Raw genomic sequence first — 26,152 nt, forward strand, 5'->3', positions numbered from 1 at the left:
GCTGTGTGCGGCAGCGCTGCGCGGTCAGACGAGGGAACCGCCCGGCAGCTCAACCTTCGCGCCGAGCTTCTCGAGCTTGTCCATGAAGTTCTCGTAGCCACGGTTGATCAGGTCGATGCCGTGCACCCGGGAGGTGCCCTGCGCCGCCAGCGCCGCGATCAGGTACGAGAAGCCGCCGCGCAGGTCGGGGATGACCAGATCGGCGCCCTGGAGCTTCGTCGGTCCGGAGACGACCGCCGAATGCAGGAAGTTGCGCTGGCCGAAGCGGCAGTCCGAGCCGCCCAGGCACTCGCGGTAGAGCTGGATGTGCGCACCCATCTGGTTGAGCGCGGAGGTGAACCCGAGCCGCGACTCGTACACCGTCTCGTGGACGATGGACAGTCCCGCGGCCTGCGTCAGCGCCACCACCAGGGGCTGCTGCCAGTCGGTCTGGAAGCCGGGGTGGACGTCCGTCTCCAGCGCGATGGCGTTCAGCGCGCCGCCCGGGTGCCAGAAGCGGATGCCCTCGTCGTCGATCTCGAAGGCGCCGCCGACCCGGCGGAAGGTGTTGAGGAAGGTCATCATCGAACGCTGCTGGGCGCCGCGTACGTAGATGTTGCCCTCGGTCGCCAGCGCGGCCGACGCCCAGGAGGCCGCCTCCAGACGGTCCGGGATCGCCCGGTGGGTGTATCCGTCGAGCTTGTCGACACCGGTGATCCGGATGGTCCGGTCGGTGTCCATGGAGATGATCGCGCCCATCTTCTGCAGTACGCAGATGAGGTCCTCGATCTCCGGCTCGACGGCCGCGTTGGACAGCTCGGTGACGCCCTCGGCGAGGACGGCGGTGAGCAGCACCTGCTCGGTGGAGCCCACCGAGGGGTACGGCAGCCGGATCTTGGTGCCGCGCAGCCGCTGCGGGGCCTCCAGGTACTGGCCGTCGGCCCGCTTCTCGATGGTCGCGCCGAACTGCCGGAGCACCTCGAAGTGGAAGTCGATCGGCCGGCCGCCGATGTCGCAGCCGCCCAGGCCCGGGATGAAGGCGTGGCCGAGGCGGTGCAGCAGCGGGCCGCAGAAGAGGATCGGGATGCGCGACGAACCCGCGTGGGCATCGATGTCGGCGACGTTCGCGGACTCGACGTGGGAGGGGTCGAGGATCAGTTCGCCCGGCTCGTCGCCGGGGCGGACGGTGACGCCGTGCAGCTGCAGCAGTCCTCGGACCACCCGTACGTCACGGATGTCGGGAACGTTGCGGAGACGGCTGGGCCCGCTGCCGAGCAGCGCGGCGACCATTGCCTTCGGCACCAGGTTCTTGGCGCCTCGGACGCGGATCTCGCCCTCCAGCGGGGTGCCGCCGTGGACAAGCAGGACATCGTCTGTGCCGGTCATGTATCTCGCGTTCCGGAGTGGTCGGGCAGGGGGCCAACGAAAAGGGTAATGGCCTCCTACCCCCCTTCCGTAAGGTGAAGGGGGGTGTACGAACGTCATGAATCCGCCACAACACCCTCCGCTCACCCGATCTTGCGGAGGGTTACCGTCCGGATGGCCCTCCGGACCCCCGCCGTACGGTGCGCTCCCCGTGCCTCCGTGCGCCCTGAGCTGCGCTCGCTCTCCTGAGGTGGTCATCACGGTCGCCGGGACCCCGCGGAGGGCGAAGATGCGGGATCATTTCTGCCATGACGGAGGTGTCCTCGCTCACAGGGCGACTGCTCGTGGCCACACCCGCCCTCGCGGACCCGAATTTCGACCGCGCGGTGGTGCTCCTCCTCGACCACGACGAGGAGGGCTCCCTCGGTGTGGTCCTGAACCGCCCGACCCCGGTCGGCGTCGGTGACATCCTCGGCTCCTGGGCCGGGCTGACCGGTGAGCCGGACGTCGTCTTCCAGGGCGGCCCGGTCTCGCTCGACTCGGCGCTCGGCGTGGCGGTGATCCCCGGCGACGAGGGTCCGCTCGGCTGGCGCCGGGTGCACGGGGCGATCGGCCTGGTCGACCTGGAGACCCCACCGGAGCTGCTCGGACCGGCCCTGGGGTCGCTGCGGATCTTCGCCGGGTACGCGGGCTGGGGCCCGGGCCAGCTGGAGGGCGAACTGGGTGAGGGCGCCTGGTACGTGGTCGAGTCGGAGCCCGGTGACGTCTCCTCCCCGCGCCCGGAGAACCTCTGGCGCGCGGTGCTCCGCCGCCAGCGCAGCGAGCTGGCGATGATCGCCACGTATCCGGACGACCCCTCGCTCAACTGAAGGCCCGCATCGAGAGCGACCGGCGCACGGGGGGCGGCGTCGCGGGGTCTGGCACGCGTTTCTGCGGCGTTGTCGTCAATCACCACGGCTCCGCCATGCCTCGATTCTCCGCCTCGCAGCTGCACGCACCGGACCCCGCTCCTCGTCCCGCCCCCCATGTGCCGGTCGCTCTGTACCCTTGGCGGTTATGAGCACTCTTGAGCCCGATCGCGGGGCAGGTACGGGGACCCTCGTAGAGCCGACGCCGCAGGTGTCGAGGGGCGACGGCGACCACGAGCGCTACGCCCATTACGTCCAGAAGGACAAGATCATGGCGAGCGCCCTGGAGGGCACGCCCGTGGTCGCACTGTGCGGCAAGGTCTGGGTGCCGGGGCGCGACCCCAAGAAGTACCCGGTCTGTCCCATGTGCAAGGAGATCTACGAGTCCATGGGCGCCGGCGGCGACAAGGACAAGGGCAAGGGCGGCAAGGACAAGGGCAAGAAGTAGTCCCTCGGCTTCAAGGCCCTTCGGGCCCAAGGCCCCCGGCACGCGCGGTCGACGCGCGTGCCGGGGGCCTTTCTCATGGCCGGTGACGGATCGTGACCGGCCGTGCTCGCGTTGCGCGGGCTGTGTCGGCGGGTCACAGAGTGGTGGAGACCACTTGTCGGGCGCCGGAACCGGACTTACTCTCCTGCCAGTTGTGCAGAACGAAACGTGCGTTGCACATGATGCAACGAATGACCGGTAGGAGTTCCCGGATGAAGCTTTCTGCCCGAATTGCCGCCCCGGTTGCGGCGCTTGTGCTGGCGGGCCTTACCGCCACCGCCTGCGCGCCGCAGACCTCCGACACCAGTGCGAAGGGTGACGAGAAGAGCGGGACTCTCCGTGTCTGGCTCTTCCAGGAGGTCGGCAACAAGCCCAAGGAGAAGGTCGTCGACACGGCCGTCGCCGCCTTCGAGAAGAGCCACAAGGGCACGAAGGTCGAGGTCGAGTACATACCCGTCGACACCCGCGCGCAGCGCGTCAAGGCCGCCTTCAACGACCCCAAGAGCGCCCCCGACCTCATCGAGTACGGCAACAGCGACACCGCCGGATACGTCAAGGACGGCGGACTCGCCGACGTCTCCGAGGAGTTCGGCGCCTGGGAGGAGGCCAAGGACACCGACCCGATCGCCAAGCAGTCCGTCACCGTCGGCGACAAGGTCTACGGCGCCCCCTTCTTCGTCGGCGTCCGCGCGCTCTACTACCGCACCGACGTCTTCGAGGACCTCGGCATCGAACCCCCCAAGTCCCAGGCCGAGCTGATCTCGACGGCCAAGAAGATCCACAAGGCGAAGCCGGACCTCTACGGCCTCGCGGTCGGCGGCGCCTACACCTACGGCGCGATGCCCTTCATCTGGTCCCACGGCGGCGAGATCGCGGGCGAGAGCGGGGGAACGTACAAGTCGGCCATCAACAGCGAGAAGGCCCGCAAGGGCATCGAGGCCTACACCTCCCTCTTCGGCGACGACAACTGTCCGGCCGCCAAGTGCGCCTCCATGGGAGGCAACGCCACCTTGACCGCCTTCGCCTCCGGCAAGGCCGCCATGGTGATCGGCGGCGACTTCAGCCACTCGGCCGTCGAGGCCGGCTCGGTCAAGGGCAAGTACGCCGTCGTCCCGCTGCCCGGCATCGCCCCGAACTCCATCGCCCCAGCCTTCGCGGGCGGCAACAACATCGGCGTACTCAAGAGCAGTTCGCACCGCACCCTCGCCGTCGACCTGATGAAGTCGCTCACCGGCAAGAAGACCCAGGCCGAGATGTTCGACGCGATGGGCTTCCTGCCCACCTACACCGACGTCCTGGACAACGCAGCGAAGAAGCAGCCCTTCGTCGCCCCGTTCGTCCAAACCCTCGGCGCCGGCGCCAAGTTCGTCCCCGCCTCGCCCGCCTGGGGCCAGATCGACGCCTCGCTGGTCCTGCCGACCATGTTCCAGGAGATCGTCTCCGGCCGTAAGGACGTGGCGCAGGCCTCGGACGACGCGGCGAAGAAGATGGACGCGGCCTTCACCGACGCGGGCTGACGATGACCACGCCCACCACCGCTCTCAAGGCCCCAGCCCCCGGTGCGTCCGGGGCGGGCGCGGGCACTTCCGCCGCCCGCCCGCCCCGGCGCGGCCGCACGGTGTCACCCAAGGGGCACTCCGGCTGGACCCCCTGGCTCTATCTGCTGCCCGCCCTCGTCCTGCTCGCCGGGCTGCTGGTCTACCCGATCTACCAGCTCGGCCTGATCTCGTTCCTGGAGTACACCCAGGCCCAGGTCAGCGGCGGCGAACCCACCACCTTCAAGGGCTTCGGCAACTACGCCACCCTCTTCGGCGACAGCCAGTTCTGGCAGGTCCTCCTCGCCACCGTCCTGTTCGCCGCGGCCTGCGTGGTCTCCACGCTGTTCGTCGGCTGCGCGCTCGCCGTCCTGCTCACCCGCATCCGCGCCCTGCCCCGGCTGGTGCTGATGATGGCCGCGCTCGGCGCCTGGGCCACCCCCGCGATCACCGGCTCGACGGTCTGGGTCTTCCTCTTCGACCCGGACTTCGGACCCGTGAACAAGGTGCTCGGGCTCGGTGACTTCTCCTGGACGTACGGGCGCTACAGCGCCTTCGCGCTCGTCCTCCTCGAAGTCCTGTGGTGCTCGTTCCCGTTCGTCATGGTCACCGTGTACGCGGGCATCCGGGCCATCCCCACCGAGGTGCTGGAGGCCGCCTCGCTGGACGGCGCCTCCCACTGGCGGATCTGGCGGACCATCATGGCGCCGATGCTCAAGCCCATCCTGATCGTCGTCACCATCCAGTCGATCATCTGGGACTTCAAGGTCTTCACCCAGATCTACGTCATGACCAACGGCGGCGGTATCGCCGGGCAGAACCTGGTGCTCAACGTGTACGCGTACCAGAAGGCGTTCGCGTCCTCGCAGTACAGCCTCGGCTCCGCGATCGGCGTCGTGATGCTGGTGATCCTGCTGGCCGTCACGCTGGTCTATCTGCGCCTGGTGCGGCGCCAGGGGGAGGAACTGTGAGCGTGACCACGCTGCTGCGCGTCAAGAGGCCCGGCAGGCTGGCGGCCGAGGCCGCGGCCCTGCTGATCGCCGTGGCGGTCGCCTTCCCCCTCTACTGGATGGTGCTCTCCGCCGTCAAACCGGCCGGGGAGATCCAGTCGACCGACCCCCGCCCCTGGACGCTCGCCCCCTCGCTCGACTCGTTCCGCCGGGTCTTCGAGCAGCAGGACTTCGGCCGCTACTTCCTCAACAGCCTGCTGGTGGCGGGCACGGTCGTCATCGCCTCCGCACTGATCGCCTTCCTGGCCGCCACCGCCGTGACCCGCTTCCGCTTCACGTTCCGCACCACGCTGCTCATCATGTTCCTGGTGGCGCAGATGGTGCCGGTGGAGGCGCTGACCATCCCGCTGTTCTTCCTCATGCGGGACTTCGGCCAGCTCAACACGCTCGGCTCGCTGATCCTGCCGCACCTGGCCTTCTCGCTGCCGTTCGCCATCTGGATGCTGCGCGGCTTCGTCAGAGCGGTCCCCGAGGCCCTGGAGGAGGCCGCCTACATCGACGGGGCCAGCCGCACCCGCTTCCTGTGGCAGATCCTCTTCCCGCTGGTCTTCCCGGGTCTGGTGGCGACCAGCGTCTTCTCCTTCATCACCACTTGGAACGACTTCCTGTTCGCGAAGTCGTTCATCATCAGCGACACCTCCCAGTCGACGCTGCCGATGGCGCTGCTGGTCTTCTTCAAACCGGACGAGAACGACTGGGGAGGGATCATGGCCGCCTCCACGGTGATGACGATTCCCGTCCTCGTCTTCTTCGTACTCGTACAGCGACGCCTCGTCTCCGGACTGGGCGGAGCGGTTAAGGACTGACGTCATGACATCCGATGACTCCGCGGCTCCCGGCCTGATCCCCGCGCCGCGCGAAGCGAGCTGGGCGGGGCCGGGGCGGGGGCTGTACCGGCTGGACGAGGAGACCGTGCTCAGCGCCGCGCCGGGTGCCGAGGGCGTCGCCCGCTGGCTGCGGGCCGCGGTCGGCGCGGCCACCGGACTGGAGCTGCCGTCGGGCACGGAGGGCCCCCGCGTGGAGCTTTCACCGGACCCGGCGCTGGCCCCGGAGGCGTACCGCCTCACCGTCGACGCCGAGGCCGTACGCATCGCCGGCGGCAGCGCGGCCGGCCTGTTCTGGGGGGCGCAGACCTTCCGTCAGCTCCTCGGCCCGGATGCCTTCCGCCGCGCGCCGATCGCCCCGGGTCGCACCTGGCACGTCCCGGCGGTGGTCATCGAGGACGCGCCGCGCTTCTCCTGGCGCGGCCTGATGCTCGACGTCTCCCGGCACTTCCTGCCCAAGGACGACGTCTTGCGCTACCTGGACCTGATGGCCGCCCACAAGCTGAACGTCTTCCACTTCCACCTCACCGACGACCAGGGCTGGCGCGTCGAGATCAAGCGCTACCCGCGCCTCACCGAGGCCGGCGCCTGGCGCTCCCGTACCAAGTACGGGCACCGGGCCTCCGAGCTGTGGGACGAGACCCCGCACGGCGGCTTCTACACCCAGGACGACATCCGCGAGATCGTCGCCTACGCCGCCGAGCGGCATATCCGCGTCGTCCCCGAGATCGACATCCCGGGCCACTCGCAGGCCGCCATCAGCGCGTACCCCGAGCTGGGCAACACCGACGTCATCGACACCACCACCCTTTCCGTCTGGGACACCTGGGGCATCAACCCGAACGTACTCGCCCCCACCGACGACACCCTCCGCTTCTTCGAGGGCGTCTTCGAGGAGGTCCTCGACCTCTTCCCCGCCGCGACCTCCCCGTTCATCCACGTCGGCGGCGACGAGTGCCTCAAGGACCAGTGGAAGGAGTCCCCGACCGCCCAGGCCCGGATCGCCGAACTCGGCCTCAAGGACGAGGACGAGCTCCAGTCCTGGTTCATCCGCCACTTCGACAGCTGGCTCACCGCACGAGGCCGCCGCCTCATCGGCTGGGACGAGATCCTCGAAGGCGGCCTCGCCGAGGGTGCCGCGGTCTCCTCCTGGCGTGGGTACGCGGGCGGCATCGCGGCCGCGGAGGCCGGGCACGACGTGGTGATGTGCCCGGAGCAGCAGGTGTATCTGGACCACCGTCAGGACGGCGGCCCCGACGAGCCGATGCCCATCGGGTACGTCCGCACCCTGGAGGACGTCTACCGCTTCGAACCCGTTCCGCCGGGCCTCTCCGAAGAGGCCGTACGCCACATCCTCGGCACCCAGGCCAACGTGTGGACCGAGGTCATGCAGAACAGGTCACGCGTCGACTACCAGGTCTTCCCGCGCCTCGCAGCCTTCGCCGAGGTCGCCTGGACGGCCCTGCCGCCCCCTTCCGACCGGGACTTCACCGGCTTCGAGGAGCGCATGACGGCCCATTACGCCCGGCTCGACGCCCTCGGCGTCGACTACCGCCGGCCGGGCGGCCCGCTCCCGCGGCAGCGGCGGCCCGGCATCCTCGGTCGCCCGATCGAGGGAGCGCCGCCGGTGGTGTGAGCCCCGGTTCGGCCCGCGCCGGACACGCTCCGGCGCGGGCCGAACCGGCCACGGAACGAACGGAATAAGTCGTACAAGCATCGCTGAAGAGTGGCAATTCACCCTCCACTCCGAAGAGGTGCGAAACCGGATCATCCCCCAGGTCAGGGACGGATCCACCCTTCGCGGACCCTCGCGCCGGTCCCATCGGAAGATGTGCCAGAGTTGCCACGTCCGGCCTGTGAACACGTACCGTACGGCGGAACAGGCGGACCAGCCGGGAGACCGGGAAGGGGCAGCTGGGTTGACCACGCACGCACCGCAGGCGATGCAGTCGGTGACGCTGCCGGCCTCGCTCGACGAGGCCGTGGCGGCGCTGGAAGCCATGCCTGCCGCCGTCCCCGTGGCGGGGGGAACGGACCTGATGGCGGCCGTGAACAAGGGGCTCCTGCGCCCCTCGGGACTGGTCGGCCTCGGCCGGATCAGCGAGCTGCGCGGCTGGCACTACCAGGACGGCCACGCCCTGCTCGGCGCCGGCCTCACCCACGCCCGCATGGGACGGCCCGACTTCGCCGCCCTGATCCCCGCCCTCGCCGCCTCCGCGCGCGCCGCGGGCCCTCCCCAGATCCGTAACGCCGGAACCCTCGGCGGCAACATCGCCACCTCCGCGCCCACCGGCGACGCCCTGCCGGTGCTGGCCGCCCTGGAGGCCGAGCTGGTCGTCGCGGGACCCGGCGGGGCCCGCCGCGAGGTCCCCGTCTCCCACCTCCTGGCGGGCCGCGAGATGCTGAGCCCGGCCGAGCTGATCGGCTTCGTCCGCGTACCGCTGCTGCACGCCCCGCAGGTTTTCCTGAAGGCCACCGGCCGCACCGGCCCCGGCCGCGCCACCGCCTCGGTCGCCATCGTGCTCGACCCGGCCCGGCGCGGGGTGCGCTGCGCGGTCGGCGCCATCGCCCCGATGCCGCTGCGCCCGCTGGAGGCGGAGCGCTGGATCGCCTCGCTGATCGACTGGGACGGCGAGCGGGGCCTGGCCCTCGACGCGCTGGCCGCCTTCGGCGAGTACGTCGCCACCGCCTGTATCCCGGACCACGCACCGCCGGCCGACGGATCAGAGGCCCCGCCGCTGTCCCCGGCCGTACTCCACCTGCGGCGCACCGTCGCCGCGCTCGCCCGACGCGCACTGGGGAGGGCACTGTCGTGAGCAATGAGGAACGCCCCGACCAGCACGGGCAGCAGGGGCAGCACGGGCGCTCCGACGGCCCCGACCCCCGGTACGGAGGCTGGGAGCCGACGCCGCAGAGCGGTGAGTACGACGCGGACGCCACCGCGTTCGTCCAGCTCCCGCCGGAGGACCTGGCCGGCATCCCGCTGGCCGCGCCCGGCCACGGGTACGTACCGCCGATGATCGTTCCGCTGACCCCGGCCGCCGGTCTGGACCCGGCCGCGACGGGCAGCTGGGTCGTGCGGACGCAGAGCCAGCAGCAGGCGCAGGCCGAGCGGCGCGCCCAGGAGCAGGCCCCGGGGGCGGTGCACTGGCCAGACCCGAACGAGCAGGGCGGTTACGCGCAGCCCCACCAGGAGACCTCGCACTCCACGGCCCAGTGGAACTTCACCGAGGCCATGGGGGAGCAGTCCGGGCGGTCCGGTGCTGCGGCGGGCTCCGTGGAGTACCAGGACCACACGGGCCCCGACGACCACTCAGGCCACCCGGATCACACCGGCTACACCGACACCTCCGCGCACGCTGCCCCCTCCGCGCAGACGGGCCACACGGGCCACACAGGCCAGTGGACGATCCCGGTCGCGGACGGGGATCTTCCGGATGAGTCGGGCGAGTTCCTCGCCTCGGCGGCGGCCTCGCAGCAGTGGTACGCGGACGACACGCGCCCGGCAACGCTCCCCGGCGGCGCCCCCGCCCCCTGGGCGACCCAGCCGCAGGCACAGCCGCAGCCCGAGGAGGCCCCGGCGGCCGTGCGCCCCGGCCCGGACGAGGAGCACACGGCGGCCCACCCCGTCGCGGACCACGACCCCGAGACCGACGGCCACCCGCTCCCCGCCCCCGAGGCGGAGGAGCCGCCGGCGGAACCCCTCGCCGCGGCGGACGGGGAACCGGAAGCGGAGCCCTCGGCCACCCCCGGCCCGGAGGCCACCCCCGGCCCGGAGGCCACCCCCGGCCCGGAGGCCGCCGTCGGCCCTGAGGAAGCGGCAATGGCCGGACCGGACCCCGCCCCCGAAGCGGAACCCGAGCCGGACCCGGCCCACGACCCCGCGCACGACCCGGCCACCAGCCCCGTCGACGTACCCAGCGAACACCCCTCCGCCTCCTACCTCCTGCACGTCAACGGCGTGGACCGCCCGGTCTCCGACGCCTGGATCGGCGAGTCCCTGCTCTACGTGCTCCGCGAGCGCCTCGGCCTCGCCGGGGCCAAGGACGGCTGCTCGCAGGGCGAGTGCGGAGCGTGCAACGTCCAGGTCGACGGCCGTCTGGTCGCCTCCTGCCTGGTGCCGGCCGCCACCACCGCGGGCAGCGAGGTCCGTACGGTCGAGGGGCTCGCCGTCGACGGCGAGCCGTCCGACGTCCAGCGAGCGCTCTCCGCCTGCGGAGCCGTCCAGTGCGGCTTCTGCATCCCCGGCATGGCGATGACCGTCCACGACCTGCTGGAGGGCAACCACGCCCCCAGCGAGCTGGAGACCCGCCAGGCCCTCTGCGGCAACCTCTGCCGCTGCTCCGGCTACCGGGGCGTGCTCGACGCGGTCAAGGACGTCGTGGCGGCCCGCGAGGCGACCGCCGAGGCGGCCGCCTCCGCCCCGGCCCAGGAAGAGGCCCGCATCCCGCACCAGGCCGAGCCCGGCGCCGGCGGCGTACAGCACCAGCACCACCCGCACGAGGGAGGCGCGCAGTGATCGACGCGCGCAGACCCACGTCCTCAGGACAGCACCCCGCGACACCACAGGTCACCCCCCGCCCCCGTAGCGGCGGGGCGAACGACAAGGAGGCGGCGTGAGCGGCGACGCAGCCACCGCGGCCAACGCGACCAGCACCACCCTGCCCAGGATCGATGCCGCCGGCTCGGGCGACGGGCCCGGCCAGGGACCGCCCCTGATGGGCCTGGGCGCCTCGCTGCCGCCCGCCGACTCCCGGGCCAAGACCGAGGGCACCTTCCCGTACGCCGCCGACCTCTGGGCCGAGGGGCTGCTCTGGGCCTCCGTGCTGCGCTCGCCGCACCCGCACGCCCGCATCCTGTCGATCGACACCTCGGCCGCCGCCGCGATGCCCGGGGTGCGCGCGGTCGTCACGCACGAGGACGTCCCCGGGGACAGCAACTACGGCCGCAGCGTCGTCGACCGCCCGGTCTTCGCCTCCGAGCTGGTCCGCCACCACGGCGAGCCGATCGCCGCCGTCGCCGCCGACCACCCCGACACCGCACGGCTGGCGGCCGCCGCCGTCGCCGTGGAGTACGAGGTGCTGGAGCCGGTCACGGACCCGGAGAAGGCGTTCGCGGCCGAGCCCCTGCACCCCGACGGCAACCTGATCCGGCACATCCCGCTGCGCTACGGCGACGCCGAGGCGACCGGCGAGGTCATCGTCGAGGGCCTCTACCGCATCGGCCGCCAGGACCCGGCCCCGATCGGCGCGGAGGCCGGGCTCGCCGTGCCCCGCCCCGACGGCGGCGTCGAGATCTACACCGCCTCCACCGACCCGCACACCGACCGCGACCTGGCCGCCGCCTGCTTCGGTCTGGAGCCGGACCGGGTCAAGGTCGTCGTGACCGGCGTCCCCGGCGCGACCGGCGACCGCGAGGACCCCGGCTTCCAGATCCCGCTGGGCCTGCTCGCCCTGCGCACCGGCTGCCCGGTGAAGCTGGCCGCCACCCGCGAGGAGTCCTTCCTCGGCCACGCCCACCGCCACCCGACGCTGCTGCGCTACCGCCACCACGCGGACGCGGACGGCCGGCTGGTCAAGGTGGAGGCCCAGATCCTGCTGGACGCGGGCGCGTACGCCGACGCGTCCTCGGAGTCGCTGGCCGCAGCCGTGGCCTTCGCCTGCGGCCCGTACGTCGTCCCGCACGCCTTCATCGAGGGCTGGGCGGTCCGCACGAACAACCCGCCCTCCGGTCATGTCCGCGGCGAGGGCGCGATGCAGGTCTGCGCGGCGTACGAGGGCCAGATGGACAAGCTGGCCGCGAAGATCGGCATCGACCCGGCCGAACTCCGCCTCCGTAACGCCTTGTCGACGGGCGACATCCTGCCCACCGGCCAGACGGTGACCTGCCCGGCCCCGGTGGCCGAGCTGGTCCGCGCGGTCCGTGACGCCCCCCTCCCCGCCCTCCCCAAGGACACCCCGGAGGACGACTGGCTGCTGCCCGGCGGCCCCGAGGGCGCGGGCGAACCCGGGGCGGTGCGCCGGGGCGTGGGCTACGGGGTCGGCATGGTCCACATGCTCGGCGCCGAGGGCACGGACGAGGTCTCCACGGCCACGGTCCGGGTCCACGACGGCGTGGCCACCGTCATCTGCGCCGCGGTCGAAACCGGCCAGGGCTTCACCACCCTCGCCCGCCAGATCGTCCAGGAGGTCCTGGGCGTGGACGAGGTCCACGTGGCCGCCGTCGACACCGACCAGCCCCCGGCGGGCCCGGCGACGCACGGCCGCCACACCTGGGTCTCCGGCGGGGCGGTGGAGCGGGCGGCGAAGATGGTCCGCACCCAGCTGCTCCAGCCGCTGGCCCACAAGTTCGGCATGTCCACGGAGCTCCTCCAGATCGCCGACGGCAAGATCACCTCGTACGACGGCGTCCTGTCCACCACGGTCATGGAGGCGATGGACGGCAAGGAACTCTGGGCCACCGCCCAGTGCCGCCCCCACCCCACCGAGCCGCTGGACGGCTCCGGCCAGGGCGACGCCTTCGTCGGCCTCGCGTTCTGCGCGGTACGGGCGGTCGTCGACGTCGACATCGAGCTCGGTTCGATCCGCGTGGTCGAGATGGCGGTGGCCCAGGACGTAGGCCGCGTCCTGAACCCCGCCCAGCTGGCGACCCGGATCGAGGCGGGCATCACCCAGGGCATCGGCGCGGCCCTCACCGAGAACCTCCGCACCGCCCGCGGCCTGATCCGCCACCCCGACCTGACCGGCTACGCGCTCCCGACCTCGCTGGACGCCCCGGACATCCGCATCGTCAAGCTGGTCGAAGAACGGGACGTGGTGGCCCCCTTCGGCGCCAAGCCGGCCTCCGCCGTCCCCGTCGTGACGGCCCCGGCCGCGGTGGCCTCGGCGGTCCGCTCGGCCACCGGCCGCCCGGTCAACCGCCTGCCGGTGCGCCCGCAGGCGGCGGTGGTGACCCCCAAGGCCTGACGGCCCGGACACGTCCGTCGTCTTCTTGACCAGCTTGACCAGCTTGACCGGGGGAGAACCGGACATGATTTCTGAGCCGGAGTTGATGGGCGAGTTCGGACCGGAGCACACCGCCGAGGCGGTGGGCGGCTTCGACCGGGAGCCCGCGTCCGGACGCCGGCGCGGGCACGGCCTGCTCTGGGGCGCGGCCGGAGCACTGGTCGCGTCCGCGGTGTGGGCGAGCGCCGTCTTCGCGTACGGGGACGGCGTCGCGCGGAAGCCGGACGCGCGCGGCTACCGGGTGGACGGCCGCTCGTGCTCCGCGATGCAGCTGAAGGCGTTGACCGCGTCGGTGGGGAAGCGCGAGGACGCCCCCGCCCTCGCTCCGGGACGGATCGAACACCCGGCGCTCAACCAGGTCCGCTGCTACATGGGGCTCGCCTCCGAGGAGGGCGCCGAGACGTACGCCAAGGGCTGGAGCGTCTACGCCTCCGTCGGGTTGACGGTCGAGCTGTACAAGGAGACCGACCCCCGGGCCGAGTTCGAGGCCCGCGAGGGGCCGTCAGCTCTGACGGACGGCGAGGAGAAACGGCCCGAGTTGGTGCCCGACCTCGGGGACCGGGCCTATCTGCTGGTCGAGGACGGCGAAGGGACGCGGCTGAGCGTGCTGGACGGCGCTGTGGTCCTCACACTCACCGTCTCCGCGTCCATGAACCACGCCGAACCCGAGAGCGAAGAGGAGCCGGACGAATGGCCCGACGGCCCCGCGCCGGAGTCGTTCCACGCCGACATGATCAGTGACATGCGCGATGTGATGGAGAAGCTGAAGACGGCCTGAGCGCCGCCGGGGGCTCAGCAAGTTCAGGGGGAAAGCCATGACGTTCGACGAGGAATGGGCCGAGCTGCGCACGGCGGCGGCCGAGCGAGTCGCCACGCGGATCAACGGCGTTCCGTCCGAGGGCGGCGGGAGCGGTGCACCCGACCTGGTGGTGCATCGGGACGACCTCGGAGCCATCGGGAACGACGCCTATGACCTGAGGACAAGGCTGTCGAAGGAGGGCGACCACGCCCGCCCCGCCACCTTCGACGCGGCGATCGCACTCACCAACGGCAACTTCGCGAGTGGTGCGGCGGTACTCAAGGTGCACGACCGCTGGCAGACGCAACTGAAGACGCTGCTGGATTCCTGCGCGCACATCTCGAACCACTTGGATTACACCAAGGCTCAGCACGCCAAGGACGAGGTGAAGGTCGTGGGGGATCTGACGCCGATCTCCAAGCTCACGGAATATCTGCGGTAGGACTCGGGGGAGAGCACACGTGTTGAGTTACCGGGACATTGTCGACGCGCCCGTGGGAAAGCTGAAGGCCGCGGCCGATGACTGGTCGGAGATGGCGGGCAAGCTGGACAAGCTCGCCACCCAGGCCGCCGACGGGATGAAGGTCAAGGCGGACAAGGCGGACTGGGAGGGGCTCAACGCGGGCGTCACCAAGGCGTTCATCGGCAAGACGGCCAAGGAATTCGCGGACGCGGCGGCCCAGGCCAAGGGGGTGAAGGCGATCCTGGAAGACGGTCACGCGGCCATCAAGAAGGCCAAGGACGACCTGACCGGGATCCGGGATCACGAAGGACCGGCGGCCGGCATACGGGTCGACGCGAACGGCAGGGTGTTCGCGCGTCAGCCGCTCGAGGACGCGCCTCCCGCGCAGCGCCACGACCCCGACTACCCGCAGTTGGTGCGTCAGGAGAAGCAGAACATCGCCGCCTGGCAGAGGAAGATCGACCTGATCGTGGACAATTGCAACGACGCCGATGTGTCGTTGAAGAACGCCCTGGAAGCGAACGTCACCGACCGCGAGGACTTCAGCGCCCCCAAGTACACGAAGCTGGACCAGGAGGAGGCCGCCAGGGCCGCCGCGCTGGCCGCCAAGGGCCGCGACCTCACCCACACCGAACTCCAGGCGCTCAACGAACTGCTGAGGGACAACAGCAAGTCGGTGGAGTTCTCGAAGAACTTCTACGAGAAGCTCGGCCCGGAGAGGTCCCTGTCGTTCTTCGGGCAGCTCGCCACGGACACGCACCGGGGCATGAAGGTCGACAAGGAGCGGCTCAAGGACGTCCAGGCGCTACAGAAGAACCTCGGGCTCAACCTGGCCACCGCCTCGTACGACAAGGCGTTCTCGGCGGAATGGGGGCCGGAGCTGCGCAAGCTCGGGACGCAGCAGGTCCCGCTCTCCAAGTACGGCACCGGCGGTGGCCCCTACGGGTACCAGCTGCTCGGCGGGATCATGCGGTACGGGAACTACGACGCGAAGTTCCTCAACCCGATCGCCGAGCATGTCGCGCAACTGCACCAGAAGGATCCCTACCGGTTCGCCGGCAACAAGCAGGTGAACGGCTTCCTGGAGAACCCGTTCAACCCCTCGGGCAAGAACGGCTCCGGCTACGACCCGACCACGGCCATGCTGGAGGCGCTGGGGAACAGCCCGGACGCGGCGAAGAAGTTCTTCACCGACGATCCGACGGCTTACAACGAGGACGGCACGGTCGACAGGGGAGCCACCGCCGACCTCGGCAAGCAGGAAGGCGAGGCTGTCGACAACTACCTCGACTTCTTCGGAAACGAGAAGTGGGAGTCGTTCCCGGACATGAACTCCACCGACCCGGACAAGCTGGGTGCCACCCTTCAGTACATGCCGGACGCGCTGGGGCATGCCCTGGAGGCGGCAACGCTCGGCTATCCGGCCGGTCATCCGGACGCAGGTGTTGTGCGGGACGCCGACAACGCGGCTGTCATGCGCCAGGTCATGGAGAAGTACGGCGAGGACGCGGGGCTCCTCAAGCAGCAGGAGGGCATGGCCGACAGCCTCGGAACCATGGGGGCCGGGTATATCGACGACATCAACTGGGCTCTGGACAAGGGTGGTTCGGACAGCGTTTTTGCTCCGGCCAAGAGCCTGGAGGGACACATTTCCTTCGATGATGGCGAGGAGGAAGGCAGGAGCACCGCACGCCGCTTTCTCAGCGCACTCGGCCAGCATCCGGATGCATATGCCACCCTTTCTGCGGCTGAGCAGGTCTACACGAGGAGTGTGCTCGAAGCGCAGGTAGGCGGGAAGATCGATGAGGGATCAGCCCGGTCGACCGTTCACGTGGGAGCCGAGGTGCAGGGGATGCTCGACCAGTCTCGGGCCGACCAGGTCGCGGCGAACCGCATGAAGACGCATGAAGACTTCGAGAAAGCCGTGGCCAGCCGCGCCGGCTGGGTGGAGTTCGGTGCGGCGGCAGGGATTGCGGCCGGTGTCGCTTTCCTGCCGGCGACGGCCGCCGTGGGCGCCGCTGCAGTGCTGATCCCTCTGGCTACCGATACTGCCAGCGGGGCGGCGGAGCAGGTCATCGGCCAGGTTGTCGGTGATATCTCGGACAAATCGGTCGATAAGAGCAAGGAGAAGGCGGAGGATCTCACCGAGGGGGATTGGAACAGGATCTACCGGTCTGGTGAAGCCATGGCGGAGGCTCCGATGGAGGAGTTCCTGGCACGTCATACGACCAAAGAGGATTCCGGGTTCCGCCAGGATATGAAGGAGTCGATGCGCTCGGGCTACTCGACCGGAAATGATCGGGAGAACCAGCAGGGCACAAGTCCGGAGACGGGCTGAGAGGCGCGGTGTGGTGAATTGCGGTACGCGAGGGTGCTGATGGCTGCCCTGGTCGTGACGGTGGGCTTTGGCGGAGTGGCGTGCGGATCGGATCCGGAACCTGAACCGTCCTTCGTGGGGGCGGCCGAGGTGTGCCAAGGGGTCTTCCCGGGCCACATGGAGAAGACAGTGGAAGCCGTTGCCGGAACCACGTCCTTCGAGCGGCGCGTCGGAGGGGGCATGGCCCGGGTGATCGAGAAGATCAAGGAGGGGTATGCGTCGGACCGCACATGGTCGACCAGCGAGGAACTCTGTCAGATATCGGGAAAGGGAGTCGGTTCCCGTGAGAGGCCTTCTCTGTCCTTCAGTATCTACGCCCCTCAGGATGTGGGTGACCCCCGTAACCCTGAGGGCACTCGGCTGTTCGCGCTGGGCAAGGAAGCGGTTGCCAATACTCGTTCGGCAGGTCTCTACTTCGAATGTATGAGCCCGCGGCTCGAAGGGTCTGAGCGTGTTCCAGCCCGTATACGTGGAGGACTGGGGAAGGCGCAGGACCGAGGCGACGCAGTGAACAACCTGGTCGCCAACCTCACGGTCCTGCACGCTGCTTCCCTTGCTGTGGCGAAAGAGCTCGAATGCGAGGGAAACGGCGGGCTTCCCGAGAAGCTGGACCCCGAACTGCAGCCTCTGCCATGAGCCGGGTGGGGCGCCAGCGAGGAGCCGGATCCGCGACGCGGCTATCGGTGGTCCCGGCGATCCGCCGGCCTACCACCCGCCCGGTTCAGCAAGCGCCGTCCTCGACAGTCGCGGCCAGGTCGTACGTGGTGATGGAGCCGCTCCCGCCCCCCGCTTCCGGCATGAAGATCCCGCCCTGTGCCGACTTCACCTCCGTGACGTGCATGCAGACCTCGGAGCTGTCTGTCGAGATCGCGTAGTGGTGACCGTCAGCGGCTCGTTCGACGGAGACGCGGCACGAGGACCCCCTGGCCCTCTCCCGCTTCGCCGACGGCCGCCTCGATCGGTGAGGTGTAGCTGTTCGCCGGATCGCGGCGGATCTGCGGTTCGGAGGCCATCAGCTCCGCTGCGGCCTCGGAGGCTTTCCGGACCTCGCTCGCTGTCCGGGCTCCTTTGTCGGCCGCTTCCTGGACCGAGCAGCCCGCGAAGACGAAGACCCCGGCGACCACATACGCGGCAACCCGCCCCACCACGAGAGCCGTCTCCGAAGGCTGCCCCGCCGCTCGCGGCCGGGCCCGCCAGTACATCCGGTACGGTCCGATCAGGGCGACAGCGAGAAATGCTGCGGCTAAGAGGAACAAGAAGACGACGACGGCCATACGTGTGATCCCTGTGATTTCGCAGGTTCGCCTTGCTCAGGAGGGGAGAGCGGGCTCTGGCCGCACTGGTGTCCCCGTGACCCGGACACGGTGACGGCCGCCCCCGCAGAATAGGGGCGGCCGTAGCCTTTTGGTGCCTCCTCGGAGGCCGTGACCGGATTCGAACCGGTGTAACTCGAGTTGCAGTCGAGCCCCTGAGCCTCTCGGGCACACGGCCGGGCGTTTGCTTCTTCGTCCTCGACGTTAGGAGGCGCGGGCAGCGGCTCACAAGGGAAGCGGCCGGTACGCAATGCGACTGCCACACGCCGTTCACGCCCGGCCTCCGGCCTACGACCAAGGGATGACCCCGGGCGGGCCCAGGGACAGGGCTCAAACCGCTCCACGCCCCTTACTCTGGGGCCATGACCGCCCCCGAACAGCGTGACGGCACCGATGCCGCGCGCCCCGCGCCGACCGATCTGCCGCACGACCTGCCGGGCGGTCCCACCGACCCGGCGACCGGACTGCCGACGGACCTCCCCACCGACCTGAAGACCGGCATACCCGGGGACCTGCGGCCGGGGATGCCGGACGCGCTGCCCGACGATCTCACCGCGGCGGTCACCGCGGCGGCCACGGAGGGGGTGCTCGGGCGCACCTTCCGGGCGCTCAGCATCGGCATCGTCTCCGTGGTGTTCCTCATCGCGTTCGAGGCGACGGCGGTCGGTACGGCGATGCCGGTCGCCGCCCGGGAGCTGCACGGCATCCCGCTCTACGCGTTCGCCTTCTCCGCGTACTTCACCACCAGCCTCTTCGCCATGGTTCTCTCCGGCCAGTGGGCCGACCGGCGCGGACCGCTCCAGCCGCTCGCCACCGGGATCACCGCCTTCGGCGCGGGGCTGTTGCTCTCCGGGGCGGCGGGCTCCATGTGGGTCTTCATCGCGGGCCGGGCGGTCCAGGGGCTCGGCGGCGGGCTGGTGATCGTCGCCCTGTACGTGGTCATCGGGCGGGCCTACCCCGAACGCATCCGGCCCGCGATCATGGCCGCCTTCGCCGCGAGCTGGGTGATCCCGTCCGTGGTCGGGCCGCTGGCCGCCGGAACGGTGACCGAGCACCTCGGCTGGCGCTGGGTCTTCGTCGGCATCCCCGCCCTGATCGTGATCCCGCTGGCCCTGGCCCTCCCCGCGATCCGCCGGATGGCCTCGGGCCCGGCGGACCCGGACGCGCCGGCACCGCCGTACGACCGCCGCCGCATCCGCCTCGCGCTGGGGATCTCGGCGGGGGCCGGGCTGCTCCAGTACGCGGGCCAGGAGCTGAACTGGCTGGCCGTCCTGCCGGCCGCCGCGGGCGTCGCGCTGCTGGTGCCCGCCGTACGGGGCCTGCTGCCCACCGGGACCGTACGGGCGGCGCGCGGGCTGCCGTCGGTGATCCTGCTGCGCGGGGTGGCGGCCGGATCGTTCATCGCCGCGGAGTCCTTCGTACCGCTGATGCTGGTCACCCAGCGCGGCCTGTCCCCGACCATGGCGGGCCTCTCCCTGGCGGTGGGCGGCGCGACCTGGGCGCTCGGCTCGTACGTCCAGTCCCGGCCGCGCCTGGAGCCGTTCCGGGAGCGGCTGATGGTGAGCGGGATGGTGCTGGTGGCGGCGTCCATCGCCGTCGCCCCCACCGTGCTGATCCCCGCCGTCCCGGTCTGGATCGTCGCCGTGGCCTGGGCCTTCGGCTGCTTCGGCATGGGCATGGTGATCGCCTCCACCAGCGTGCTCCTGCTGAAGTTGTCGGCCCCCGAGGAGGCCGGCTCCAACTCCGCCGCCCTCCAGATCTCCGACGGCCTCTCCAACGTCCTGCTCCTGGCCATCGGCGGCGCCGCCTTCGCGGCCCTCGGCGGCGAGGCCCTGGGTGCGGCGGCCCACGGCACGGTGGCCGGGGCGGCCACGGGCTCGCACCCGGCGGCCTTCGCGGCGGTGTTCGTGCCGATGGCGGTGGTGGCCGTGGTCGGGGCTTGGGTGGCTACGCGGGTGCGGGAGAAGTAGGCAGTACCATTCTGGCCCCATGCGGTGGTACCGTTCTGGTATGGCTATGAACCTGCGTCTCCGCGACGACCAGACCGAGGCCCTCAAGCAGCGTGCCGAACAGGAGGGCACCAGCATGCACGCCATACTGCTGAAGGCCGTGGACGACTACCTCGCCAGAACGGCGCAGCAGGCCATCGTCCGCAAGACGGCGAAGGAGCAGGCGGCCAAGTGGGGTGAGCTGATGGAGCGGCTGAAGTGAGCTGCGTCTTTCTGAGCTCCGAGGACGTTCTGGTGATCGCCGAGCACGCCTGCGACGACATGCAGGTCGTCGTCCGGGATGCCGGCCTGCTGGAGTCGGCGGTCCATCGTCCTTCGGCCGCCATGTTCGGCGAGGAGGCCTATCCCGATCTGATCGACAAGGCGGCGGCGCTCCTCCAGTCCCTGGCGGTCAACCGCCCCTTCTTCGACGGCAACAAGCGCACGGCCTGGCTCTCCTGCGTCACCTTCCTGGCCATGAACGGCGTCGACCTGCGCCCGGACATCGACGCGGCGGAACGGCTGGTCATCGACGTCGCCACGGGTGAGACGGACGAGATCAAGGCGATCTCCCAGGGGCAACGGGCCTTGGTCGTCGACGAGATGTGAGCACGGTCTCGTCGGCCGTCGGCGCGGCTCGTTCGTACCGGGTTTCAACCGGGCCCCCGGTAGGGTGGCCCGGTTGTCGTATCGCGGGCCCGGGCCTTCGGGCCGGGTGCGGTAGCGGCAGCGACCCACGTACCCGAGCGCCCCGAACCGGAGACCGTGACTACTACCACCGCCTCCCACCACCTCTCACCCGCCTTTCCCGGCCGCGCCCCCTGGGGCACCGCCGGCAAGCTGCGAGCCTGGCAGCAGGGGGCCATGGAGAGGTACATCCAGGAGCAGCCGCGCGACTTCCTCGCCGTCGCGACGCCCGGCGCGGGCAAGACCACGTTCGCGCTGACCCTCGCGTCGTGGCTGCTGCACCACCATGTCGTCCAGCAGATCACCGTGGTCGCCCCGACCGAGCACCTCAAGAAGCAGTGGGCGGAGGCGGCCGCCCGGATAGGGATCAAACTCGACCCGGAGTACAGCGCCGGTCCGCTGAGCAAGGAGTACCACGGCGTCGCCGTCACCTACGCGGGTGTCGGCGTCCGTCCGATGCTGCACCGCAACCGCTGCGAGCAGCGCAAGACGCTCGTGATCCTCGACGAGATCCACCACGCCGGTGACTCGAAGTCCTGGGGCGAGGCCTGCCAGGAGGCATTCGACCCGGCGACCCGGCGGCTCGCGCTGACCGGTACGCCGTTCCGGTCGGACACCAACCCGATCCCCTTCGTCCAGTACGAGGAGGGGAACGACGGCATCCGCCGCTCCTCCGCCGACTACACCTACGGCTACGGCAACGCGCTCGCCGACGGCGTCGTCCGGCCCGTGATCTTCCTCAGCTACAGCGGCAACATGCGCTGGCGCACCAAGGCAGGCGACGAGATCGCGGCCCGGCTCGGCGAGCCGATGACCAAGGACGCCATCGGCCAGGCCTGGCGTACCGCGCTCGCGCCCACCGGCGAGTGGATCCCCAACGTGCTGAGCGCCGCCGACAAGCGGCTCACCGAGGTCCGCAAGGGCATCCCCGACGCGGGCGGGCTCGTCATCGCCACGGACCAGGACTCGGCACGCGCGTACGCCAAGATCCTGAAGAAGGTCACCGGCGAGACCCCGACGGTCGTCCTCTCCGACGAGAAGGCGGCCTCGAAGAAGATCGACAAGTTCAGCGCGGACGAGTCGCGCTGGATGGTCGCGGTGCGGATGGTGTCCGAGGGCGTCGATGTGCCGCGCCTCGCCGTCGGTGTGTACGCCACCACCATCTCGACGCCCCTCTTCTTCGCCCAGGCCGTCGGCCGCTTCGTGCGCTCCCGTAGGCGCGGTGAGACGGCCTCCGTCTTCGTACCGACGATCCCGATGCTCCTCGACTTCGCCAACGAGATGGAGGTCGAGCGGGACCACGTCCTCGACAAGCCGAAGAAGGGCAGCGACGAGGAGAACCCGTTCGCGGAGGAGGACCAGCTCCTCGCCGACGCCGAGCGGCTGGAGGACGAGGAGACCGAGGAGCAACTGCCCTTCGAGGCGCTGGAGTCCGACGCGGTCTTCGACCGGGTGCTGTACGACGGCGCCGAGTTCGGCATGCAGGCCCACCCCGGCTCCGAGGAGGAGCAGGACTACCTCGGCATCCCCGGTCTCCTGGAGCCGGACCAGGTGCAGCTCCTCCTCCAGAAGCGCCAGAGCCGCCAGATCGCACACAGCCGCCAGAAGCCGGCCGAGGAGGCCGATCTCCTGGAGAAGCCCGCCGAGGCGCGGCCCGTCGTCACCCACAAGCAGCTGCTGAGCCTGCGCAAGCAGCTCAACACGATGGTCTCCGCCTACACCCACCAGAGCGGCAAGCCCCACGGCGTGCTCCACAACGAACTGCGCCGCGTCTGCGGCGGCCCCCCGACCGCCGAGGCGACCGCCCACCAGATCCAGCAGCGGATCGCCAAGGTCCAGGAGTGGGCCACCCGCATGACGTGACGGGCGCCGTACTGCACCTGCGTGCGGCTCGTTCCGGTCCGTCCGGGGCGGGCCGCACGCCCGTTTCCGGCCACCCGGAACCACCTGGCCGGAAAATTGTGCAGGCTTCAATTTCACGGTGGGTTAACGCCAGTTCACATGAGGTGCACGAAGGGTCACGATCACGTCTGTCCTCCTGGACGCGCGTAGATGTTCGCGTTTCGGACGCCACCGCGTTGACCGGCGGTTATGTCGTACGGTCGGGGCTCCGCCCGGCGAAGCGCCCGGATTCTGGACGAGGGCTTCCGCTGAGCGGACTGGCTCGCTACTGTCCCCGCCATATGAACGCCCCGTGGCAGAGCCGCCGCGGAGCGCAGCCGGTGCCTTGGCCAGACCGGCGGCCTCTCCGTGCGTCGCCGCTGGGACCGGCGTCGCAACCGCCGGAGCAGGGCCGTCGTCGCTCACCCGAAGAGGAGAGGGCGTCGTGACAGCGGAGACTTCCCAGACGCTCGACCGAGGACTGCGGGTCCTCAAACTGCTCGCCGATACCGACCACGGCCTGACCGTCACCGAGTTGTCCAACAAACTCGGCGTCAACCGGACCGTCGTCTACCGGCTGCTCGCCACCCTGGAGCAGCACGCCCTGGTCCGTCGTGATCTGGGCGGCCGCGCCCGGGTCGGACTGGGTGTGCTGCGCCTGGGCCGTCAGGTGCACCCCCTCGTCCGGGAGGCCGCGCTGCCCGCGCTGCGCTCCCTGGCCGAGGACATAGGGGCCACCGCCCACCTCACGCTCGTCGACGGCAGCGACGCCCTCGCGGTCGCCGTCGTGGAGCCGACCTGGACCGACTACCACGTGGCCTACCGGGCGGGTTTCCGGCACCCGCTGGACCGCGGTGCCGCCGGGCGGGCCATCCTCTCCGCCCGCCAGCACACCACGACCGGACACCCCGGCTACACCCTCACCCACGGTGAGCTCGAAGCCGGTGCCAGCGGGGCGGCCGCGCCGCTGGTCGGGGTGTCGGGGGTGGAGGGGAGCGTCGGCGTGGTCATGCTCGCCGACGCCGTACCGGAACGGGTCGGGCCCCGGGTGCTCGACGCCGCCCGGGAAGTGGCGGACGCCCTGCGGTAGCGCCTCGCGCGGCGGCGCCCCCGCGTCAGTGGGGCGGCGGGGGCGTACGCCTGGCGCGTTCCCGCTCCCGCGCGGCGGTTAGATTGGACGGGTGCTCACTCGTCTCTCGCGCCCCCGCGCGCTCGCCCTCTGCGCGCTGCCCGTCCTCGCCCTCTTCGGTACGGCGGCCCTCGCGCCGCTGCCGTTCACCGTGGCGCAGCCCGGGGTGACCGCCGATGTGCTCGGCAAGGACCGGGGCAACCCGGTGATCACCATCACCGGCGCGGAGACCCGGCCCACCGCCGGGCAGCTGCGGATGACCACCATCGTCGCGACCGGGCCCACGGCGGACATCCGGATCGGCAACGTGCTGGACGGCTGGTTCCGTACGGACCGGGCGGTCATGCCCCGGGACTCCGTCTACCCGACGGGCGGCTCCGAGCAGGAGATCGAGAAGCACAATCTGAACGACATGAAGGAGTCCCAGAACGTCGCCGTCGACGCGGCCCTGAACCACCTGGACCGCGAGCCCGGCTCCATGCGGGTCACCGTGGACCTCGGCGACATCGGCGGGCCCAGCGCCGGGCTCTTCCTCTCCCTCGGCATCATCGACAAGCTCGACGGCGACGGCAGGGGCGGCGATCTCACCGGGGGCCGCACCATCGCCGGTACGGGGACGATCAGCGCGGACGGCAAGGTCGGCGCGGTCGGCGGGGTCTCCATGAAGACCCAGGCCGCCCACCGCGACGGGGCCACCGTCTTCCTCGTCCCGAAGGCCGAGTGCCGCGAGGCGGAGGCCGAGCGGCCCGACGGGCTGCGGCTGGTCCCCGTCACCACCCTGGGTGGCGCGGTGGACGCGCTCAAGGCGCTGGAGCAGGGCGGGAAGGTGCCGAGCTGCTGACCTCGGGCGACGGTACGGCGTCTGACCGGCCCGCCTCCGTGGCCCCCGGACCCGCGACGGCTTCCGCCCGGATCGGCTCCCCCTCCTCCGCCGGTCTTTCCATCGTCCGCCACGACGGGAACACCAGCGGGCTCAGCGTCGCCACGAAGTACACCCCGCCCATCGCCAGCAGCGCCCCGGACGAGCCCATCCCCTCCACCAGCAGCCCGGCCGCCAGCCCGCCCAGCGGCATCGCGAACTCGCACCCGGCGGTCAGCGCCCCCGAGACCCGGCTGCGCAGCCGGTCCGGCACCCGCTCGTAGAGCACCGTCGTCAGGATCGGGTTCAGCACCCCGCCCGCGATCCCGCCGAGCAGCATGGTCACCGCCAGCGGCAGCGTCGTCCCGGTCACCGCGGCGACCAGGAAGCGCGGTGCGCCGCACAGGATCACGCACACCGTGAACACCGCCCGCCGCGAGAAGCGGTGCCCCACCGCCCCGTACAGCAGCGCGCCCGTCAGTCCGCCCGCCCCGAACAGCGCGGTGAGCAGCCCGATCGCCCTCGCCCCGCCCAGCTCGGCCTCGGCGTGCACCGGGAGCAGGACGGCGTTCCAGCCCTGGTCGGTGCCGTTCATGAACATCACCATCACCACGACCGACAGCAGCAGCCGGTTGCCCAGCAAGTGCCCGTAGCCCTCCCGGAGTTCGGTGCCGTACGTGTGCAGCGAGACGGGCGCCCCGTCCTTGCGCGGCTCGGCCGAGCCCAATCCCCGCACCCCGACGGCGATCAGCAGGGCGGAGAGCCCGAACGTCGCGGCGTCCAGGAGGAGTACGGTCTGCGAGCCGGCGAAGGCGATGAGCACCCCGGCCAGTGCCGCGCCGACCATCCTGGCCCCGCGCGAGACGGCGTCGAAGAGGCTGGCGGCTCGGGGGAGCGTGGTGCCCGCGTGCTCCGCGAGGTCGGGGATGAGCACGTACCGGGCGGTGTTGCCCGGGGTGTGCGCGAACCCGTTCAGAGCCATCAGCGCGCAGAGCATCCAGAATTCGAGGGCGCCCAGGTGGTGCAGCACCGGGATCGCGGCGATGGCGAGGCCGCACACCGTGTCCGAGGCGACGGCGACCCGGCGGCGGCCGATCCGGTCGATGAACGGGCCGCCGATCAGCGCGGCGAGAACGATCGGCAGGGTGGCGCAGAAGGCGACGACGCCTGCCCGGCCCGCGCTGCCGGTGGTCTCCAGGACGAACCAGGGGACACCGATCAGGGTGAGCGAAGTGCCCGCCGTAGATATGGAGTTGGCCGCGAGCGTGGCGGCGAGTGGTCTGCGGTGAAGGCGGGGCATGGCCGTGCTTCCCCCGGAGGCGGTCGGCTAGGCGGTACGGAACGTCTGGGCGCAGGTCGTCGTCGGCCCGCTCCGGGCCAGCCGGAGGCCGACCTCGACCATCGTCCAGCCGATCCGGGTGCGCAGGCGGGTCCGGGGGAGGCGGAACTCCCGTGCAGTGCGCCGTAGTTCGGCGGCACGGTCGGTGTGCAGGACGAGGTGGATGTCGGCGTGGCTGTCGGCGTGCATGAGTAATTCCCTTCGC

23 protein-coding genes and 1 tRNA gene are annotated in these 26,152 nt (G+C 70.9%); 19 read left to right on the plus strand and 5 right to left on the minus strand.

Annotated elements, in window-relative coordinates; genetic code table 11:
* Window positions 1-24: 24 nt before the first annotated feature.
* A complete protein-coding gene (gene murA, locus AMK21_RS00315; protein WP_015608864.1) occupies window positions 25-1,365 on the minus strand; it encodes a UDP-N-acetylglucosamine 1-carboxyvinyltransferase in 1,341 nt (446 codons plus the stop codon).
* Window positions 1,366-1,652: 287 nt separating this feature from the next.
* On the opposite strand from murA, the gene AMK21_RS00320 reads away from it, so the two are divergent.
* The 13 genes from AMK21_RS00320 to AMK21_RS34760 all read left to right on the plus strand — a co-directional run bounded on the left by AMK21_RS00320 (window position 1,653) and on the right by AMK21_RS34760 (window position 17,387).
* Entirely contained in the window at window positions 1,653-2,213 is a 561-nt protein-coding gene (locus AMK21_RS00320) for a YqgE/AlgH family protein (protein ID WP_015608863.1), read from the plus strand.
* A gap of 187 nt (window positions 2,214-2,400) precedes the next feature.
* Window positions 2,401-2,700, plus strand: a complete 300-nt coding sequence (locus AMK21_RS00325; RefSeq protein ID WP_029395429.1) for a DUF3039 domain-containing protein — start codon at window positions 2,401-2,403, stop codon at window positions 2,698-2,700.
* Between the two features lie 251 nt (window positions 2,701-2,951).
* Window positions 2,952-4,256 carry an extracellular solute-binding protein gene (locus tag AMK21_RS00330; protein ID WP_073872845.1) on the plus strand — a complete coding sequence of 435 codons (1,305 nt, stop codon included), beginning with the start codon at window positions 2,952-2,954 and terminating at the stop codon, window positions 4,254-4,256.
* Window positions 4,257-4,258: 2 nt separating this feature from the next.
* Window positions 4,259-5,245: a carbohydrate ABC transporter permease gene (locus AMK21_RS00335; RefSeq protein WP_073872849.1), complete on the plus strand. Its 987-nt coding sequence runs from the start codon at window positions 4,259-4,261 to the stop codon at window positions 5,243-5,245.
* Window positions 5,242-6,090 (plus strand): carbohydrate ABC transporter permease, encoded by an 849-nt coding sequence (locus AMK21_RS00340; protein ID WP_073872852.1) that lies wholly within the window; start codon window positions 5,242-5,244, stop codon window positions 6,088-6,090. The genes AMK21_RS00335 and AMK21_RS00340 overlap by 4 nt, the downstream gene beginning before the upstream one ends.
* 4 nt (window positions 6,091-6,094) lie before the next feature.
* Window positions 6,095-7,744 carry a beta-N-acetylhexosaminidase gene (locus AMK21_RS00345; protein WP_073872856.1) on the plus strand — a complete coding sequence of 550 codons (1,650 nt, stop codon included), beginning with the start codon at window positions 6,095-6,097 and terminating at the stop codon, window positions 7,742-7,744.
* Between the two features lie 283 nt (window positions 7,745-8,027).
* Window positions 8,028-8,924 (plus strand): FAD binding domain-containing protein, encoded by an 897-nt coding sequence (locus tag AMK21_RS00350; protein ID WP_073872860.1) that lies wholly within the window; start codon window positions 8,028-8,030, stop codon window positions 8,922-8,924.
* Window positions 8,921-10,627, plus strand: a complete 1,707-nt coding sequence (locus AMK21_RS00355) for a 2Fe-2S iron-sulfur cluster-binding protein (RefSeq protein ID WP_073872864.1) — start codon at window positions 8,921-8,923, stop codon at window positions 10,625-10,627. Before AMK21_RS00350 ends, AMK21_RS00355 begins: the two co-directional genes overlap by 4 nt.
* 97 nt (window positions 10,628-10,724) lie before the next feature.
* Window positions 10,725-13,073, plus strand: a complete 2,349-nt coding sequence (locus AMK21_RS00360; protein ID WP_073872868.1) for a xanthine dehydrogenase family protein molybdopterin-binding subunit — start codon at window positions 10,725-10,727, stop codon at window positions 13,071-13,073.
* Between the two features lie 64 nt (window positions 13,074-13,137).
* Window positions 13,138-13,890 carry a hypothetical protein gene (locus AMK21_RS00365; RefSeq protein WP_073872872.1) on the plus strand — a complete coding sequence of 251 codons (753 nt, stop codon included), beginning with the start codon at window positions 13,138-13,140 and terminating at the stop codon, window positions 13,888-13,890.
* Between the two features lie 37 nt (window positions 13,891-13,927).
* Window positions 13,928-14,353 carry a hypothetical protein gene (locus AMK21_RS00370; RefSeq protein ID WP_073872875.1) on the plus strand — a complete coding sequence of 142 codons (426 nt, stop codon included), beginning with the start codon at window positions 13,928-13,930 and terminating at the stop codon, window positions 14,351-14,353.
* 19 nt (window positions 14,354-14,372) lie between these two features.
* The gene (locus AMK21_RS00375; RefSeq protein WP_073872878.1) at window positions 14,373-16,712 is read left to right on the plus strand and encodes a hypothetical protein; all 2,340 of its coding nucleotides are present in this window, start codon (window positions 14,373-14,375) and stop codon (window positions 16,710-16,712) included.
* Between the two features lie 39 nt (window positions 16,713-16,751).
* A complete protein-coding gene (locus AMK21_RS34760; protein ID WP_073874165.1) occupies window positions 16,752-17,387 on the plus strand; it encodes a hypothetical protein in 636 nt (211 codons plus the stop codon).
* A 248-nt stretch (window positions 17,388-17,635) separates the two neighbouring features.
* On the opposite strand, the gene AMK21_RS00385 is transcribed toward AMK21_RS34760, so the two are convergent.
* Both AMK21_RS00385 and AMK21_RS00390 read right to left on the minus strand, forming a co-directional pair.
* Window positions 17,636-18,025, minus strand: a complete 390-nt coding sequence (locus tag AMK21_RS00385) for a hypothetical protein (protein ID WP_234421784.1) — start codon at window positions 18,023-18,025, stop codon at window positions 17,636-17,638.
* Between the two features lie 145 nt (window positions 18,026-18,170).
* Window positions 18,171-18,242 (minus strand) — tRNA-Cys (locus AMK21_RS00390).
* Window positions 18,243-18,426: 184 nt separating this feature from the next.
* Between AMK21_RS00390 and AMK21_RS00395 the strand changes: the two genes are divergently transcribed.
* From AMK21_RS00395 to AMK21_RS00420, 6 genes are all read left to right on the plus strand, one after another.
* Window positions 18,427-20,034 (plus strand): MFS transporter, encoded by a 1,608-nt coding sequence (locus AMK21_RS00395; RefSeq protein WP_199863075.1) that lies wholly within the window; start codon window positions 18,427-18,429, stop codon window positions 20,032-20,034.
* Between the two features lie 40 nt (window positions 20,035-20,074).
* Complete coding sequence (locus AMK21_RS00400) at window positions 20,075-20,275, plus strand: ribbon-helix-helix protein, CopG family (protein WP_073872880.1); 201 nt, start codon at window positions 20,075-20,077, stop codon at window positions 20,273-20,275.
* On the plus strand, window positions 20,272-20,661 hold the full coding sequence (locus AMK21_RS00405; protein ID WP_073872882.1) for a type II toxin-antitoxin system death-on-curing family toxin: 390 nt from the start codon (window positions 20,272-20,274) through the stop codon (window positions 20,659-20,661). The genes AMK21_RS00400 and AMK21_RS00405 overlap by 4 nt, the downstream gene beginning before the upstream one ends.
* Before the next feature lie 156 nt (window positions 20,662-20,817).
* Complete coding sequence (locus AMK21_RS00410; protein ID WP_073872884.1) at window positions 20,818-22,602, plus strand: DEAD/DEAH box helicase; 1,785 nt, start codon at window positions 20,818-20,820, stop codon at window positions 22,600-22,602.
* A gap of 463 nt (window positions 22,603-23,065) precedes the next feature.
* A complete protein-coding gene (locus AMK21_RS00415; protein WP_073872886.1) occupies window positions 23,066-23,710 on the plus strand; it encodes an IclR family transcriptional regulator in 645 nt (214 codons plus the stop codon).
* A 91-nt stretch (window positions 23,711-23,801) separates the two neighbouring features.
* Window positions 23,802-24,590 carry a S16 family serine protease gene (locus AMK21_RS00420; protein WP_073872888.1) on the plus strand — a complete coding sequence of 263 codons (789 nt, stop codon included), beginning with the start codon at window positions 23,802-23,804 and terminating at the stop codon, window positions 24,588-24,590.
* On the opposite strand, the gene AMK21_RS00425 is transcribed toward AMK21_RS00420, so the two are convergent.
* Together AMK21_RS00425 and AMK21_RS00430 are read right to left on the minus strand one after the other, a co-directional pair.
* Window positions 24,550-25,908 (minus strand): MFS transporter, encoded by a 1,359-nt coding sequence (locus AMK21_RS00425; protein WP_073872892.1) that lies wholly within the window; start codon window positions 25,906-25,908, stop codon window positions 24,550-24,552. The genes AMK21_RS00420 and AMK21_RS00425 overlap by 41 nt on opposite strands.
* 27 nt (window positions 25,909-25,935) lie before the next feature.
* Window positions 25,936-26,136, minus strand: coding sequence for a hypothetical protein (locus AMK21_RS00430; RefSeq protein WP_073872896.1), 201 nt, complete (start codon window positions 26,134-26,136; stop codon window positions 25,936-25,938).
* Window positions 26,137-26,152: the final 16 nt, after the last annotated feature.

Source organism: Streptomyces sp. CB00316, from assembly GCF_001905595.1.
Lineage (GTDB): Bacteria > Actinomycetota > Actinomycetes > Streptomycetales > Streptomycetaceae > Streptomyces.

Excerpts from the sequence above, each read along its gene's own strand:
- AMK21_RS00320 (WP_015608863.1), top strand. The coding sequence starts at position 1,653 with ATGACGGAGGTGTCCTCGCTCACAGGGCGACTGCTCGTGGCCACACCC.
- AMK21_RS00335 (WP_073872849.1), top strand. The coding sequence starts at position 4,259 with ATGACCACGCCCACCACCGCTCTCAAGGCCCCAGCCCCCGGTGCGTCC.
- AMK21_RS00395 (WP_199863075.1), top strand. The coding sequence starts at position 18,427 with ATGACCGCCCCCGAACAGCGTGACGGCACCGATGCCGCGCGCCCCGCG.
- AMK21_RS00370 (WP_073872875.1), top strand. The coding sequence starts at position 13,928 with ATGACGTTCGACGAGGAATGGGCCGAGCTGCGCACGGCGGCGGCCGAG.
- AMK21_RS00400 (WP_073872880.1), top strand. The coding sequence starts at position 20,075 with ATGGCTATGAACCTGCGTCTCCGCGACGACCAGACCGAGGCCCTCAAG.
- AMK21_RS00425 (WP_073872892.1), bottom strand. The coding sequence starts at position 25,908 with ATGCCCCGCCTTCACCGCAGACCACTCGCCGCCACGCTCGCGGCCAAC.
- AMK21_RS00365 (WP_073872872.1), top strand. The coding sequence starts at position 13,138 with ATGATTTCTGAGCCGGAGTTGATGGGCGAGTTCGGACCGGAGCACACC.
- AMK21_RS34760 (WP_073874165.1), top strand. The coding sequence starts at position 16,752 with ATGGCTGCCCTGGTCGTGACGGTGGGCTTTGGCGGAGTGGCGTGCGGA.
- AMK21_RS00330 (WP_073872845.1), top strand. The coding sequence starts at position 2,952 with ATGAAGCTTTCTGCCCGAATTGCCGCCCCGGTTGCGGCGCTTGTGCTG.
- AMK21_RS00385 (WP_234421784.1), bottom strand. The coding sequence starts at position 18,025 with ATGGCCGTCGTCGTCTTCTTGTTCCTCTTAGCCGCAGCATTTCTCGCT.
- AMK21_RS00430 (WP_073872896.1), bottom strand. The coding sequence starts at position 26,136 with ATGCACGCCGACAGCCACGCCGACATCCACCTCGTCCTGCACACCGAC.
- AMK21_RS00345 (WP_073872856.1), top strand. The coding sequence starts at position 6,095 with ATGACATCCGATGACTCCGCGGCTCCCGGCCTGATCCCCGCGCCGCGC.
- murA (WP_015608864.1), bottom strand. The coding sequence starts at position 1,365 with ATGACCGGCACAGACGATGTCCTGCTTGTCCACGGCGGCACCCCGCTG.
- AMK21_RS00325 (WP_029395429.1), top strand. The coding sequence starts at position 2,401 with ATGAGCACTCTTGAGCCCGATCGCGGGGCAGGTACGGGGACCCTCGTA.